Annotated in this window: 14 protein-coding genes; 8 read left to right on the forward strand and 6 right to left on the reverse strand. The window is 32.1% G+C overall.

Translation table 11 applies throughout. The features are described from left to right. The first annotated feature begins 109 nt into the window (after positions 1 to 109). Positions 110 to 727 carry a trimeric intracellular cation channel family protein gene (locus AMD28_RS16960; protein ID WP_055445332.1) on the forward strand — a complete coding sequence of 206 codons (618 nt, stop codon included), beginning with the start codon at positions 110 to 112 and terminating at the stop codon, positions 725 to 727. A gap of 118 nt (positions 728 to 845) precedes the next feature. Here the strand turns inward: AMD28_RS16960 and AMD28_RS16965 are convergent, their stop codons facing one another. Together AMD28_RS16965 and AMD28_RS16970 are read right to left on the reverse strand one after the other, a co-directional pair. Continuing rightward, positions 846 to 2987 carry a M3 family metallopeptidase gene (locus AMD28_RS16965; RefSeq protein ID WP_055445333.1) on the reverse strand — a complete coding sequence of 714 codons (2142 nt, stop codon included), beginning with the start codon at positions 2985 to 2987 and terminating at the stop codon, positions 846 to 848. 152 nt (positions 2988 to 3139) lie between these two features. Next, a complete protein-coding gene (locus tag AMD28_RS16970; RefSeq protein ID WP_055445334.1) occupies positions 3140 to 3847 on the reverse strand; it encodes a peptidylprolyl isomerase in 708 nt (235 codons plus the stop codon). Between the two features lie 2 nt (positions 3848 to 3849). Here AMD28_RS16970 and AMD28_RS16975 point away from each other — a divergent pair, with 2 nt between their 5' ends. Together AMD28_RS16975 and AMD28_RS16980 are read left to right on the forward strand one after the other, a co-directional pair. Then, the gene (locus AMD28_RS16975) at positions 3850 to 4491 is read left to right on the forward strand and encodes an NUDIX hydrolase (RefSeq protein WP_055445335.1); all 642 of its coding nucleotides are present in this window, start codon (positions 3850 to 3852) and stop codon (positions 4489 to 4491) included. Positions 4492 to 4540: 49 nt separating this feature from the next. Beyond that, positions 4541 to 5350, forward strand: coding sequence for a lysophospholipid acyltransferase family protein (locus tag AMD28_RS16980; protein ID WP_055445336.1), 810 nt, complete (start codon positions 4541 to 4543; stop codon positions 5348 to 5350). A gap of 2 nt (positions 5351 to 5352) precedes the next feature. Here AMD28_RS16980 and AMD28_RS16985 read toward each other — a convergent pair whose 3' ends face one another. Both AMD28_RS16985 and AMD28_RS16990 read right to left on the reverse strand, forming a co-directional pair. Beyond that, a complete protein-coding gene (locus AMD28_RS16985; RefSeq protein ID WP_055445337.1) occupies positions 5353 to 5997 on the reverse strand; it encodes a hypothetical protein in 645 nt (214 codons plus the stop codon). A 4-nt stretch (positions 5998 to 6001) separates the two neighbouring features. Beyond that, positions 6002 to 6496 (reverse strand): RNA polymerase sigma factor, encoded by a 495-nt coding sequence (locus AMD28_RS16990; protein ID WP_055445338.1) that lies wholly within the window; start codon positions 6494 to 6496, stop codon positions 6002 to 6004. Between the two features lie 129 nt (positions 6497 to 6625). Between AMD28_RS16990 and AMD28_RS16995 the strand changes: the two genes are divergently transcribed. Then, a complete protein-coding gene (locus AMD28_RS16995) occupies positions 6626 to 7903 on the forward strand; it encodes an NAD(P)/FAD-dependent oxidoreductase (RefSeq protein ID WP_055445339.1) in 1278 nt (425 codons plus the stop codon). Between the two features lie 152 nt (positions 7904 to 8055). Here AMD28_RS16995 and AMD28_RS17000 read toward each other — a convergent pair whose 3' ends face one another. Both AMD28_RS17000 and AMD28_RS17005 read right to left on the reverse strand, forming a co-directional pair. Continuing rightward, positions 8056 to 8289 carry a hypothetical protein gene (locus AMD28_RS17000; RefSeq protein ID WP_055445340.1) on the reverse strand — a complete coding sequence of 78 codons (234 nt, stop codon included), beginning with the start codon at positions 8287 to 8289 and terminating at the stop codon, positions 8056 to 8058. Further along, positions 8282 to 8737, reverse strand: a complete 456-nt coding sequence (locus AMD28_RS17005) for an SRPBCC family protein (RefSeq protein ID WP_055445341.1) — start codon at positions 8735 to 8737, stop codon at positions 8282 to 8284. Before AMD28_RS17005 ends, AMD28_RS17000 begins: the two co-directional genes overlap by 8 nt. Positions 8738 to 8999: 262 nt before the next feature. Here AMD28_RS17005 and AMD28_RS17010 point away from each other — a divergent pair, with 262 nt between their 5' ends. Genes AMD28_RS17010 through AMD28_RS17025 form a run of 4 tightly spaced genes read left to right on the forward strand, consistent with a single transcriptional unit; the run spans position 9000 to position 14170 of the window. Next, a complete protein-coding gene (locus tag AMD28_RS17010; RefSeq protein WP_055445342.1) occupies positions 9000 to 10931 on the forward strand; it encodes a peptidylprolyl isomerase in 1932 nt (643 codons plus the stop codon). Continuing rightward, positions 10932 to 11795 carry a hypothetical protein gene (locus AMD28_RS18555; protein ID WP_055445343.1) on the forward strand — a complete coding sequence of 288 codons (864 nt, stop codon included), beginning with the start codon at positions 10932 to 10934 and terminating at the stop codon, positions 11793 to 11795. Next, the gene (locus AMD28_RS17020; protein ID WP_055445344.1) at positions 11758 to 13215 is read left to right on the forward strand and encodes a peptidylprolyl isomerase; all 1458 of its coding nucleotides are present in this window, start codon (positions 11758 to 11760) and stop codon (positions 13213 to 13215) included. Before AMD28_RS18555 ends, AMD28_RS17020 begins: the two co-directional genes overlap by 38 nt. A 1-nt stretch (position 13216) precedes the next feature. After that, positions 13217 to 14170: an AAA family ATPase gene (locus AMD28_RS17025; protein ID WP_055445345.1), complete on the forward strand. Its 954-nt coding sequence runs from the start codon at positions 13217 to 13219 to the stop codon at positions 14168 to 14170. Positions 14171 to 14473 lie beyond the last annotated feature (303 nt).

A 14473-nucleotide genomic window follows, 5' to 3' on the forward strand; every position in this document is an offset into this window, starting at 1 on the left:
TTTCTAAAAAAGGTTTACCGAGGTGTAGATTAATACTGATGAATTGTATTTTAAAAGTTAAATGCCATAAATTGCAGCGTTTAAAAATTAAAATTTTCAAAATAGTTTTATGTTTTATATCATCGATATTTTAGGAACCATTGCTTTTGCAATTTCTGGGGTTTTAATCGCTATGAATAAAAGGATGGACCCTTTTGGTATTCTTATTATTGCATTTGTAACTGCAGTAGGAGGAGGAACTTTACGTGATATTCTTATTGGGCAAACACCAGTTGCTTGGATGACAGATATGACCTTTACCTATGTGATATTAATCACTACAATTTTGACGATACTCTTTAGAAGTAAGATTAATTACTTAAGAACATCGTTGTTTTTATTTGATACTATTGGTATTGGTTTATATACCGTTGTTGGAATAGAAAAAGGACTTTCTGCAGGATTGCATCCTATAATTTGTATTGCACTTGGTACTATTTCTGCATGTTTTGGAGGAGTTATACGAGATATCTTATGTAATGAAATTCCTGTAATTTTTAGAAAAGAGATTTATGCCACGGCTTGTATTCTTGGAGGACTTACTTATTTTTTAATACGAAAATTTCCAATAGAGAATGATTTTGTTTTTGTTATCGCAGGAGTAGTTGTTATGATAGTAAGGCTAATTGCGGTTAAATTTAAAATTAGTTTGCCTAATTTATATAAGAAGCAGTCGGAAGGTATCTAGAAATAGAGCCTGTATTCGTTTCTCTCTTTAGTTAAAACGAAGTGATTTCCTTTAAAAATAAAAATTCGGAGCGTTGCATAAAACAAACTCCGAATCTTACTTATTTATGTGCCTTCTTTTATTCCGTAATCGGAAAACCTCTGTCTTTCATTAATGCTTCAATTTTAGCATCACGACCTCTAAATAATCGATATGCTTCCGCAGGATCCATAGCGTTTCTAGGTGCGAATAAATATTTCACTAGTTTGTCTGCTGTTTCTTTATCGTAAAAACCATCTGGAGCTTCCGCAAAAGCTTCCGAAGCATCGCTAGTTAAAACATCTGCCCACATATAACCATAATATGCGGTTGCATATCCTTCCCCAGAAAAAACATGTCCAAAGTGTTGTGTTCTATGACGCATTGGTAATTCTTTAGGCATTTTTAATTCCGCTAAAGTTTCTCTTTCAAAAGCATCAATATCTATATTTGTTGGATCTGCAAGATGTAATTTCATGTCTATTAAAGCAGAAGCCAAATATTCTGTCGTCCCAAATCCTTGATTAAAGGTAGCCGCTTTTTTAATTTTTGTAACTAAGGATGCAGGAATAGGTGCTCCTGTTTTATAGTGGACTAGAAACTTATTAATAACTTGATCTGTAGATAGCCAACGTTCTAATAATTGCGATTGGAACTCGGTGTAATCTCTAACGCCTCCATTTAAAGTTGGATACTTTACATTCGAAGAAAAGAAGTGTAATGCATGTCCGAATTCATGAAAGAAAGTAGTAGCATCATCCCAAGAAACAAGCACAGCTTCTCCCGGAGCAGGTTTTACGAAGTTAGAATTGTTAGATGCAAGTACATTGGTTTCGCCTTCAAAATTAGTATAGCTTCTGTAGGTTGTAGCCCACGCACCAGAGCGTTTTCCTTCACGAGCAAAAGGATCTAAATACCATAATCCAATATGTTTTCCAGAGTCTTTGTCGGTAACCTCCCAAACGTGAACATCTTCTTGAAATACAGGAACTGTACCTTCTTTTACCGGAGTGAATTTGTAGTTAAATAACTTTTCAGCAGTAAAGAATAATGCTTCCGTTAATTTATCTAATTGTAAATATTGTTTTACTTCATCACTATCCAGATCGTATTTCTTTTTTCTTACTTTTTCCGCATAAAAGCGATAATCCCAAGGTTCTATTGTAATGTTATCTCCATTGTCATTGGCAACGGTTTGCATATCTGCAACCTCTTCTGCAACTCTTCCAATTGCAGCAGGCCAAACAGCCATCATTAAATCCATAGCATTTTCTGGCGTTTTTGCCATTCTATCTTGTAAACGCCATTCCGCATAATTATTATATCCCATTAAAGCGACACGCTCTTTACGTAGTTTTAATATTTGTGCAATAATAGCGTTGTTGTCAAAGTCGTCTCCGTTATCTCCTCTAGAATAATAGTTTTCCCAAACCTGCTTACGCAATGCACGATTGGTAGCGTAGGTAAGAAAAGGGTCCATAGAAGATCGTGTATTTGTAATGGCGTATGTACCATCTTGTCCTTTATCTGTAGCTATTTTTGCTGCGGATTTTATAAAACCTTCCGATAAACCATCTAATTGATCTGCATTTAAATAGGTCACATAATTCTCTTCGTCATGTAAAACGTTATCCGAAAACGTATTGTATAAAGACGAAAGTTCTTTGTTAATGGCTGCATAGCGTTCTTTTTTGGCAGGATCTAGATTGGCACCATTCATCTCATACTTTTTATACGTAAGATCTACAACACGTTGTTCTTGTAATTCTAATGGTGTTTCTTGCGATGCATCATAAACGGCTTTAATGCGTTGGAAAAGTTTTTCGTTTTGTGTTATTTTAGAACTGTATTCCGATAATTTTGGCGCTAATTCTGACTGAATACTTCTAAATGCTGGCGAAGACATATTACTACTTAAAATGCCGTAGTAGTTAAAAACTCTGTCTAATGTTTTTCCGGAAGCTTCTATAGCAGCAATGGTATTGGTGAAGTTTGGAGCTTCGGTATTGTTTGCTATTTTATCAATATCTGCTAAGCTTTCGGTCATCCCGAATTCTATCGCTTCTTTAATGTCTGTAACTTTCATTTTATCGAAAGCGGGAACGCCTTGATACGGACCATTCCATTCTTGTGTTAATATATTTTCGCTCATTTTTGTAGGGTCTTGTTTACAATTGGTAAACGTAATTAAAGCGCAGATGCTTATTGCTTTTATGTATTGCAAAGGTTGGGGTTTTTTCATTTTAATTTTTTATGTTTAAGGTTTTAAAGATACAGATTGCTAGATTAATTGCTGTATGGTCTAATATTCGTTTTTTATTTTTTTTTCAATCATCAATCATCAATCATCAATCATCAATCATCAATCATCTGTCGCCCGTCTCTATTCAACAACTACTCGATAATTTCTACCTTTGTAATATATACATTATGCAAAGGCCATTCTGCATTATCGGTTTCTTGTTGTGCAATCTCATCTACGACATCCATGCCGCGAATCACTTTACCAAAAATGGTATAATCGCCATCTAAATGGTAAGCGCCGTCTTTACTTTGTACTATAAAAAACTGATATGGAGAAGCTAGTTTATACGGGTTTTCAATGGCGCCACTTGGCATACTTAAAGATCCTCGGTCGTGTTTGTAACCGCGTTTAGTATCTGTTGGAAGCAAATATTTACCTATTTTTTTTCTTTTTCGTTTTACTTTAGGATCATCTGTATTACCACCTTGAATGATGAAGTTATTTACAATTCGGTAAAACTGTGTGTTATCAAAATAGCCTTGTTTGGTTAGAAAGATAAAATTGGCACGATGAAATTTCGTTTTATCATAGAGTAGGATGTCTATATCTCCAAAATGGGTAGAGATTCTTACTTTGTTTTCTTTGTTGTGCTTTTCATATTCTAAAAAGAACTCCATGGCATTATCATCTGTTAGCAGCGGAAACTCTCTTACAGGTTCTAAGACAGTATCTTTTTTTGCTACTTTTTTTTCTTCGGAAGTATTTTGAACTACTTTTGGAGGCTTCTTTGTATCTGTTTTTTTATCTTCACAATTCAGAAAAAGGAAACACATAACAGATAATAATATAAGTCGCATAGATGAATTTTAATCAGTTTTTAAAAGCAACATCAAAAATAAGCAATTTAGCCCTTCCGGCCGAAGCATCGCAATTTAAAATGTCACCTCCTTTTAGAGAAGCATTTTTAAAAGAACAACAAGGCAAAATAAAAAACGCGAAACAATCTGCGGTTTTCGCATTGTTTTACCCCGATGCTGCACAAGAAACAAAGTTTGTTTTAATTTTAAGAAAAACCTATAAAGGCGTGCATTCTGCGCAAGTAGGTTTTCCTGGAGGTAAAGTAGAAAAAGAAGATGCCTCTTTAAAACATACTGCTTTGCGAGAGACAGAAGAAGAAATAGGGGTGCCAAGGCACAGTATTGAAACGCTTAAGGCTTTAACACAAGTATATATTCCGCCAAGTAATTTTTATGTACATCCTTTTATTGGCTATAGTAATACCACTCCTCGTTTTATTAAACAAGAAAGCGAAGTGGAAGCTATTATAGAAGTATCCCTTGCTCATTTTTTAGATGATCGAAATGTGATAACCAAAACGGTTTCAACGTCTTATGAGGAAGATGTGGATGTTCCTGCTTTTAGCCTTAATAATCATGTGGTTTGGGGAGCGACTGCCATGATGCTAAGCGAAATTAAAGACTTGTTAAAACTAGTCTTGTAAACGCTTAGTTTTATTACATTTGTATTCTAACTAAAAGCAAAACATATTTATGGGATTATTTGATAAAAATCCTTTTGGTCATAATCTTTTTATTAAAAAATGGCTAATTCGTATTTTAGGAGCGATTTCGCATAGACGTTTTCGTGGTTTTAATGAACTGCAAATTGAAGGGTCAGAGATTATTAAAAACCTTCCAGATACCAACGTATTGTTTATTTCTAACCACCAAACTTATTTTGCAGATGTAGTTGCAATGTTTCATGTGTTTAACGCGAGTTTAAGCAATAGAGACGATTCTATAAAGAATATCGGATACCTATGGAATCCTAAATTAAACTTGTATTACGTTGCGGCAAAAGAAACCATGAGTGCTGGTTTACTTCCTAAAATATTAGCCTATGTTGGTTCTATTAGTATTGAACGTACCTGGAGAGCTAAAGGAGAGGATGTAAACAGACAAGTAAAAATGAGTGATATCTCTAATATTAGTAAGGCATTAGATGATGGTTGGGTGATTACATTTCCGCAAGGAACAACAACTCCTTTTAAGCCTATTAGAAAAGGAACAGCGCATATTATTAAGAGATACAAGCCAATTGTTGTACCAATAGTGATTGATGGTTTTAGACGTAGCTTTGATAAAAAAGGATTACGTATTAAAAAGAAAAATATCATGCAGTCTTTTGAAATCAAACAACCTTTAGAGATTGATTATGAAAACGAAAGCATTGCTAGTATTGTTGAAAAGATAGAATATGCGATAGAACAGCATCCTTCCTTTTTAAAAGTTATACCACAAAAAGAGCTTGCTTTACAAGAAGAACTGAATAAGAAACGTAAATGGAAAATTAAGGAGTAATCTTAAATTTCTAACTTTTTTAATTCTTTATAATTTCTATTTAAGCGTTTCAGTAAGATACCATAAACGAGGTAGTAAAACAGTAATAAAACACCTACTGTAACTACAAGTACAAGAAATACTCCTAATGCCATACCGGCGTAAAATTTAAAAACGTCACCATTTGCAGTCGCTTTTTCAATGAGAGATTTTGTACGTTCGTCATGATTAATAGCGTAAGGCAGCATTACAATGATACTAAATACCATAAAAGCTAAATTAAAACCAACATACTGTTTTACGGTACGTCTGGTTTTAAGGATGTTTTCCATTAAAATGGTAGCATTATCTGTACTGTTTATTGTTTTATAGTTTATATAAAACTTATAAAAGAAATACCCTAGAACCGAATACGAAATAACAGAAAGCACTATAAATAAAGTGCTAGATTCCATACTCGTAATTTTATCACTGTTTCTGGTTGCTTTAAGGATGGTTGCAAATGCCAACCAAAAAACAAATTCTAGCATACTTATAATAAAAATCCATTTTACTATTGAAGAAGATTTCTTCAATATCATACTGTATATATCATTATAGGAAAGTTTAGGATACCGTGCGGTATCATCCTTCTTCCAATCTTTTTTTAATAATTCTAATTCATCCATAGTTTTACGGATTTAAAATGGTTCTTAATTTGTTTTTCACTCTATTCATTTTCACTCTTGCATTTACTTCGCTAATTCCCATTGTTTCACTAATTTCTCTATAGTTCTTGTCTTCTAAATATAAAAAGACAAGCGCTTTTTCAATGTCATTTAGTTGGTGTACCGCTTTGTATAATAGTTTTAATTGCTCCTCTTCTGTATCATCATACTCATCGGCCTTAATTTTAAACTGTATAGCGTCAAAGTCTTGTGTGCTTACCCTGCGTTTACTTTTTCTATACAGTGTAATTGCAGTGTTTAGTCCAACGCGATACATCCATGTACTAAATTTAGCGTCTCCTCTAAATTTAGGGAATGCACGCCAAAGCTGTATGGTTATTTCTTGAAACAAATCATTATGTGCATCTTGATTGTTGGTATATAACCTACAAACTTTATGTACAATGTTTTGATGTTTTTCAAGTTGCTCTACAAAACTATGTTCTAACTCTTTATTCAATTTGGTGGTTTAGTTACTCTATAAGTAGCATTAATTTAAAAACGTTACAATATAAGATTAAGAATATTTAAAAATAGTGTTTAAGAGGCTAATTTTGTACCTTTGTATGCTAATTTTTAGTCTTCATTTATGAATATTCCTGAATCAAAAACTCCTAGAATTGTTATTGTTGGAGGAGGCTTTGCTGGTGTTAAGCTAGCTAAATCTTTAAAGAATCAAAACGTACAAGTTGTTTTAATAGATAAGCGGAACTATCATACTTTTCAGCCTTTATTATATCAAGTATCTAGTGCGGGATTAGAACCTGATTCTATTGCATATCCTTTGCGGAAGATTATAAAAAAACACGAAAATGCTTTTTTTAGGTACGCCGAAGTCGAACAGATTTTTCCGGAAACTAAATCGATTCAAACCAGTATTGGTGATTTGAGCTATGACTATTTAGTGATTGCTACTGGTACCAAAACGAATTATTTTGGTAATGCCGCTGTTGAAAAATATAGTATGGCAATGAAAACCATTCCGCAAGCTTTAGATATTAGAAGTTTAATGCTTCAAAACTTAGAAAAAGCTGCTATTTCTAGTTCCGACAATGATAGAAAATCGTTTTTAAACTTTGTTATTGTTGGTGGTGGCCCAACAGGAGTGGAGCTCGCTGGTGCAATTGCGGAGCTTAAAAATAATATACTTCCAAGAGATTACAGGGATCTAAATCCTAGAGATATGCGTATTCATCTGTTAGAGGGGAATTCTAGAGTATTACCACCAATGAGTGAGCATGCTTCTAAAAAAGCGGAACAGTTTTTATTGGATCTAGGAGTGCAAGTGCATTGTAATACGTTTGTAACCGATTATGATGGCAAGACAGTGAAGACAAATTCAGATTTGATATTAGAATCGGAAACACTTATTTGGGCTGCAGGTGTCACAGGAAGACCTATTAAAGGTTTAAATGCAGATGTGTTAACCGAACGCGTAAATCGTTATTTGGTAAATACCTATAATCAAGTTAATGGTTATAAGTCTATTTTTGCTTTAGGGGATATTGCCTTAATGAAAACAGAAGATTATCCTAATGGGCATCCTCAAGTTGCGCAACCTGCAATTCAGCAAGGCCAACTTCTTGGTAAAAATTTGATAAAGCTTATAGAAGGTAAACCACTAAAAGAATTTGTTTATAAGGATAAAGGTTCTATGGCTACTATAGGAAGAAATAAAGCGGTTGTAGATTTAAAACGTTTTAAGTTTGGCGGCTTTTTTGCTTGGTTTGTTTGGATGTTTGTTCACCTAATGTCTTTAGTAGGATTTAGAAATAGAGTGATTGTTTTTTTTAATTGGGGATATAATTATATTAACTTTGATAAAGCCGCTAGATTAATTATTAGACCTTTTAAAAGATTAGATTAATTGTTTATATAAAAAAGAATAAACATTTCATAGGTAGGGTTTTGATCTGTTTGGATAGATTTTGTCTATCGTGGCTTTTTAGCATTAAGAACAGCTGTTATTGGTGTGTAAAATATTGCTGTATTGCTAACTCTAATAAACTTAGTGTTTCACTAATCCATCCATTCTCCTCTATGTGGTTTTAAGGTGTCTCTAAAGATTTTTTTGTCTTCTTCGTTGATAACCATAAAAGCAATAACGTGAAGTTCATGAATAATTTCATGACCAACGGAATCTACGTTTGTAGTTTGATTTTGTATGTATTCTTTTAAGTGGATCTCATGGTGCTGCGCTGTTTTTTCTGCTGCAGGTCCTCTAAAATCCCAGATAAGTTTTAGTTTACGCATTTTGGATAGATATTTTGGTTTCAGCAAATTTTTTAAAGTCTGCTAAATATTTTTCAGATTGTTTTTTAAATGCTCCAGGCATTAGTAATAGCATCATTCTAAATAAAAAGGAGGTTGGTGAAAACTCGTTTTTATTTATCCACTTCGTGTGACCCTTCGGTGTTTTTTGAAAACTATTTTTTTGTGTGTTTCGCATTCCTTTTGTTTCGTAAGAAATAGAAATCTCATGAGGTAAATTCATGTGAGTAATGGTTTCAGTAAGTTTCATCTTACGTTTGTTTACCATGTAATTTAGTTTCATTGTATTACCAACAGTTCCCGGTGTTCCAGAAATATGCTCAAAGCTTACTAAGTCTTTTTGCCAATGTTTCATGTTGTCTGCATTTAGAAAAATAACAATGAATTCTTCTAAAGGAATTTTAATAACAATTTCTGTGGTGTATTTCATTATAATGAAATGATTAAATATAGTATAAAGATAGTTTTTTAGTGTTTTAATACTACAAAAGTATATATAATATAAGTGTTTTAGCGTAAAAACAATTTAATTAAAGAAGCCTTGCTTGAATTTTACAGCTTATTTTAAGTTTAACACGAAACGGGAATTACCTGCTAATTAAAACTTATTAATGCTTTGTTAATACGGCTTGTTAAATAGGTTTATATTTCTATTTTTGCAAGAACCTATATATTATATATTTATCTAAATTATGAGATTTATTTTAACCCTTTGCGTTTTAGTATTTACATTAAGTTTTCAAGCACAAGATAAAAGTAGTGATGTGCTTTTTACAGTAGATCAAGAACCTGTTTATGCTTCCGAATTTATTCGTGTTTTCAATAAAAATTTAGACTTAGTAAAAGATGAGTCTCAAAAAGATGTAGATGCATATTTAGAACTTTTTGTCAGCTATAAGCTAAAATTAAAAGAAGCGAAAACCTTAGGATTTGATACAATGCCTAAGTACAAAAGAGAATTAAGCAACTATAAAAATCAACTTGCTAAAAACTATTTAACAGATAATAAAGTCACAGATGCTTTAGTAGAAGAAGCTTATGAGCGTGTTTCCAACGAAGTAAATGCTAGCCATATATTAATTAAGATAGATGAAGATGCAAGTCCTGAAGATACTTTAGTAGTTTATAATCAATTGCTTAAATTAAGAGACCGAGTAATCGCTGAAGGCTATAAAGCCGTGCAAAAAGAAGTACATAATGGTAAAACGGTTTATGCTGAAGATTTAGGTTATTTTTCAGGATTTAAAATGGTTTATCCTTTTGAAAATGCTGCCTATAATGCAGAAATTGGAGAAGTTTCTTTACCATTTAGATCACAATTTGGTTACCATATAGTACATGTTTTAGATAAGCGTAAATCTAGAGGGCAAAGAGAAATTGCGCATATCATGGTTAACCTAGATAAGGAAGATGCAGAAAGTAGAATTCAAGATATTTATAAAAAATTACAACAAGGTGAAGACTTTGGCTCTTTAGCAAAACAATTTTCTGAAGATAAAAGTACTGCAGACAAAGGCGGGAAGTTAGCTTCTTTTTCTAGTGGAGAATTACGCTCTCAAGAATTTGAAGATCAAGCTTTCGCTATAGAAAATGAAGAAACATATACAATGCCATTTAAATCTAGTTTTGGTTGGCATATTGTAAAGCTTATTAGAAAAATAGAAACAGCCCCTTTTGAAGATATGAAATCTGCGTTAGAGGCAAAAGTAAAAAGAGATAGTAGGTCTAAGTTAATAAGTACCTCAAGAATAAATGAATTAAAACAACGTTATACCATATCTAACGTAGATAAAGATTTAGAATATTTTACCTCGATATTGAATACGGAGTTTTATAAAAGTAAATGGAAAACCCCATCAAACTTTCAACCAGAGAAAGCTTTTGTGAAAATAGAAAACAAGCAGTTTACCTATTCTGATTTTTCAAACTTTATAAATAAAAGCCAACGTAGAAATGCAAAACAATTACCATTTAATACTATTGTTGCAAATGCATATACTGCCTTTTTAGATGAAAACATACTTGCGTATCAAGAAGAAAACCTAGAATTTGAAAATGAAGATTTCGCAAATATTCTTGGTGAATATCGTGACGGTTTGTTGTTGTTTGATTTAATGGAAAAAGAAATCTGGAAAGCTGCAGCTAATGATTCTGTAGCAGTGCAAGCATATTATACAGCAAACAAAGAGAATTACTTTTTTAATGAGCGTGTGGATGCTGTTGTAGCTTCTTCAGCAAAAAAGAAAGATATAAGTAAAGTTTCTAAATTACTTAAAAAAGGGAAAACTATTGAAGAGATAAAAAGTGCTGTTAATACTAAAGATCAAGTTCATGTAATATTTACTTCTGGGTTAATGGATACAGAACATCAAGCATTACCAAAAGACTTTTCGTTTACTAAAGGTGTATCCAAGATATGCAATCATAATGGATCTTATGTTGTGGTAAAGGTTAATGAGGTGCTTCCAAAGGCATATAAAACATTCGAAGAGGCTAAAGGCAAAGTGTCTAGCGATTTTCAAGATGAAAAAGAAAAGAACTGGTTAAAAGAACTAAAAAATAAATATAAGGTTGTTATACATCCAGAAGTGCTAACTACTGTAAAATCTAAATTAAATAAATAATTGAAATTCAAATCCTACATATTAATTTTCTTCACCATACTTCTATTGTCTTCTTGTGATTTTTTCAAAGAAACCGATAATAGAATTCCTGTAGCCAGAGTGCAAGATGCTTATTTATATAAAGAAGATATAGAAGATTTAATTTCTTCGAATGCATCCAAACAAGACAGTATTGTTTTAATATCCAATTATATTAATGGTTGGGCAACACAGCAATTATTGGTGCAAGGAGCAAAGTTAAATTTAAATGAAACAAAACTCAATCAATACAATAAGCTAGTAGAGCAATATAAAAATGATTTATATTCCAAAGCATATTTAGAAGCGCTAGTAAATAGAGATTTAGATACGGTAGTTTCGCAAGAAGAAGCAGAAACGTATTATGTAGATAATAAAGAAGCTTTTAAATTAAATGAAGTGCTTATTAAGTTTCGCTATATTAATTTGGATGAAAAAATGCAAGAAGCAGATGCCATTGAAATAGCTAAGAAATTTAGAAGATTTGACACTAAAGATAAAAGAGACTTAGATTCTATATCTATTCAATTTAAATCCTACTCGTTAAATGATTCTATTTGGATAAGATGGAATCAAATAGTAGGTAAAATACCTGTAATTAATACAGATAATAAAGATGAACTGTTAAAAAAATCTAATTTTATACAACTCAAAGATTCATTAGGTTTATATTTGATGCAAATTAATGACGTACTATTGCAAAACAGTACAGCTCCTTTGGAGTATGTAAAGCCAACAATAGACCAAATTGTTATTAATAAAAGGAAATTAGAAAAAATAAGAGAACTAGAAAAGGATATAACAAAAGATGCAATTACAAACAAAAAATTTGAAATCTACAAATAAATTGAAACACCTATTTATATTAAGTATAGCAGTATTAATTACAAACGTATTAACTGCTCAAGAGATCATAGAAGATCAAGTAAAAGAAGAAGTTGTTAGTGATAGTGTCAAGACATTTCTATCTAATCAAGCCACAAAAATTGATGGCGTAGCTGCAGTTGTTGGGGATCATATTATATTAGAATCGGATATCGACAAAACTATTTTGCAAATGAAAGCTCAAGGTGTGTCTACAGATGATATACCAAGATGTCAATTATTTGGTTCACTTCTAGAAAACAAACTTTATGCACATCACGCAGTGCAGGATAGTATTGAAATTTCGGATGCAGAAATAAGAAGTAATGTAGATTATCAAATACAACAATTCTTATCTCAAACAGGAGGAAACATGCAAGAACTTCTTGACTTTTATAAAAAAGACGATGAAAAGAGCTTTAGAGAAGAAATGTTTGAAATTAACAAAAGCAATGAGCTAGCAAAACGTATGCAAAGTAGTATTGTGGATGAAGTTGAAGTTACACCAGAAGAAGTTAGAATCTTTTTTAATAAAATACCAAAAGACGAAAGACCAACATTTGGAACAGAACTTAAAGTATCTCAAATTGTAATAGAACCAAAAGTAGCGGCAGAAGAAACGCAAAAAGTAATAAACAGACTTAAAGAATTTAAATCAGACGTATTAGAAAGTGGAGCAAGTTTTCGTTCTAAAGTAGTATTGTATACCGATGATAAAGCATCTGTAGCAAAAGGTGGTTTATATACTTTAAATAGAGAAAAGCCATTAATGGTAAAAGAATTTAGAGATGTTGCTTTTGCATTACAAGAAGGGGAAATCTCAGATCCATTTGAAACAGACTTTGGTTACCATATTATTCAATTAGAAAAAATTAGAGGACAAGAATTTGATGTTCGTCATATTTTACTAATACCACAAGTTTCAGAATCTGCTATTACCGATGCTAAAGATGCTTTAGAAGATGTACGTCAAAAAATAGTAAGTGGAGAAATTACTTTTGAAGATGCGGCAAAGAAATATAGTGACGAAAAAGAAACGAGAAGTGAAGGTGGATTTTTAATTAACCCAGCAACGCAAGATTATAATTTTGAATTAACTAAAATTGATACGGAATTATACACGCAAATTCAAGAGTTAAAAGAAGGTGAAATAAGTTTAGTACAAACAGAACAAGACAGAACTGGAAAAGTGAAGTTTAAAATATTACGTGTTACAGATAGAGTAGATGAGCACGAAGCAGATTACTCTCGCGATTACTTAAAAATTAAAGAATTAGCTTTAACAGAAAAACGTTTTAATGCTATCGGGAAATGGCAAGATGAAAAAATCTTGGATACCTATATTAAAATTAATGGAGAGCATAGAGATTGCGATTTTACTAGTAACTGGTTAAAGAAATAATATGTCTGACGTAGCAGCTGTAGAACAATTTGTAAAGAAGTATAAAGACTTAAAGCAAGAAATTGCTAAAGTCATTATCGGACAAGATGAAGTAGTAAGTCAGATCCTGATATCTATATTTTCAGGAGGACATGCACTTCTAATTGGTGTGCCAGGTTTAGCAAAAACGCTAATGGTAAATACAATTGCTCAAACGTTAGGCTTAGATTTTAAAAGAATACAGTTTACTCCAGATTTAATGCCTAGTGATATTTTAGGTAGTGAGATTCTAGACGAAAACAGAAACTTTAAATTTATAAAAGGACCAATTTTTGCTAATATTATTTTAGCAGATGAAATCAATAGAACACCTCCAAAAACACAAGCAGCGCTTTTAGAAGCAATGCAAGAGAGAGCAGTTACTGTTTCGGGACACCATTATAAATTAAGTTTACCATACTTTGTTTTAGCAACACAAAATCCAATTGAGCAAGAAGGAACATACCCATTACCAGAAGCACAATTAGATAGATTTATGTTTGCTATACATTTAGATTATCCTTCTTTTCAAGAGGAAGTACAAGTGGTAAAAGCAACAACTTCAGATGTGCAAGCAAAAGTAAGTGCCTTGTTTAATGCGGAAGAAATTATTGGTTTTCAAAAACTTATTCGTCGTATTCCTGTTGCAGATAATGTAATAGAATATGCTGTGAAAATGGTTGCTAAAACAAGACCTGATAGTGATACTGCAGCCGATTTAGTAAAAAGCTATATCGATTGGGGAGCAGGACCAAGAGCTTCTCAAAACTTAATATTAGCAGCAAAAACACATGCCGTTATTAATGGTAAGTTCTCTCCGGATATGGAAGACGTTCAAGCGGTAGCTACCAGTATTCTTCGCCATCGAATTATCAAAAATTATAAAGCAGAAGCAGAAGGTATTTCCGAAGAACAAATCATTAAAAGCTTATTTTAATTTATTCTTCTTATAACGAAGCGCTTTTAGAAGGCAGATACTACCTGCTTTCTTCTAAATATTTGCCTTGTAATATTAATTTAGAACGGTTACAAATAGATTGTTTAGCAATATTTCGAACTTCATTTATTAATTTACTATTTTTCACTTCTTAAATTATCGTATTCGCAATGACGAGCCTCAAATGAGTCGTTTTGTTGGTGTATATTTAATCATTCCAGCATATCTTTAATTATTTTTTAAACTCTTCTAAATTTTGTAATTTCGCTTGATATTTTAAAAAATCAACCTTTTATCTTTTTT

This window comes from Lacinutrix himadriensis (assembly GCF_001418105.1).
In the GTDB taxonomy this organism is placed as follows: Bacteria; Bacteroidota; Bacteroidia; order Flavobacteriales; family Flavobacteriaceae; genus Oceanihabitans; species Oceanihabitans himadriense.

Coding starts and splice junctions, on each gene's coding strand:
- AMD28_RS17005 (WP_055445341.1), bottom strand. CDS start 8,737: ATGAAATACACCACAGAAATTGTTATTAAAATTCCTTTAGAAGAATTC.
- AMD28_RS16970 (WP_055445334.1), bottom strand. CDS start 3,847: ATGCGACTTATATTATTATCTGTTATGTGTTTCCTTTTTCTGAATTGT.
- AMD28_RS16975 (WP_055445335.1), top strand. CDS start 3,850: ATGAATTTTAATCAGTTTTTAAAAGCAACATCAAAAATAAGCAATTTA.
- AMD28_RS16965 (WP_055445333.1), bottom strand. CDS start 2,987: ATGAAAAAACCCCAACCTTTGCAATACATAAAAGCAATAAGCATCTGC.
- AMD28_RS16960 (WP_055445332.1), top strand. CDS start 110: ATGTTTTATATCATCGATATTTTAGGAACCATTGCTTTTGCAATTTCT.
- AMD28_RS17010 (WP_055445342.1), top strand. CDS start 9,000: ATGAGATTTATTTTAACCCTTTGCGTTTTAGTATTTACATTAAGTTTT.
- AMD28_RS17025 (WP_055445345.1), top strand. CDS start 13,217: ATGTCTGACGTAGCAGCTGTAGAACAATTTGTAAAGAAGTATAAAGAC.
- AMD28_RS17020 (WP_055445344.1), top strand. CDS start 11,758: ATGCAATTACAAACAAAAAATTTGAAATCTACAAATAAATTGAAACAC.
- AMD28_RS16995 (WP_055445339.1), top strand. CDS start 6,626: ATGAATATTCCTGAATCAAAAACTCCTAGAATTGTTATTGTTGGAGGA.
- AMD28_RS16985 (WP_055445337.1), bottom strand. CDS start 5,997: ATGGATGAATTAGAATTATTAAAAAAAGATTGGAAGAAGGATGATACC.
- AMD28_RS16980 (WP_055445336.1), top strand. CDS start 4,541: ATGGGATTATTTGATAAAAATCCTTTTGGTCATAATCTTTTTATTAAA.
- AMD28_RS17000 (WP_055445340.1), bottom strand. CDS start 8,289: ATGCGTAAACTAAAACTTATCTGGGATTTTAGAGGACCTGCAGCAGAA.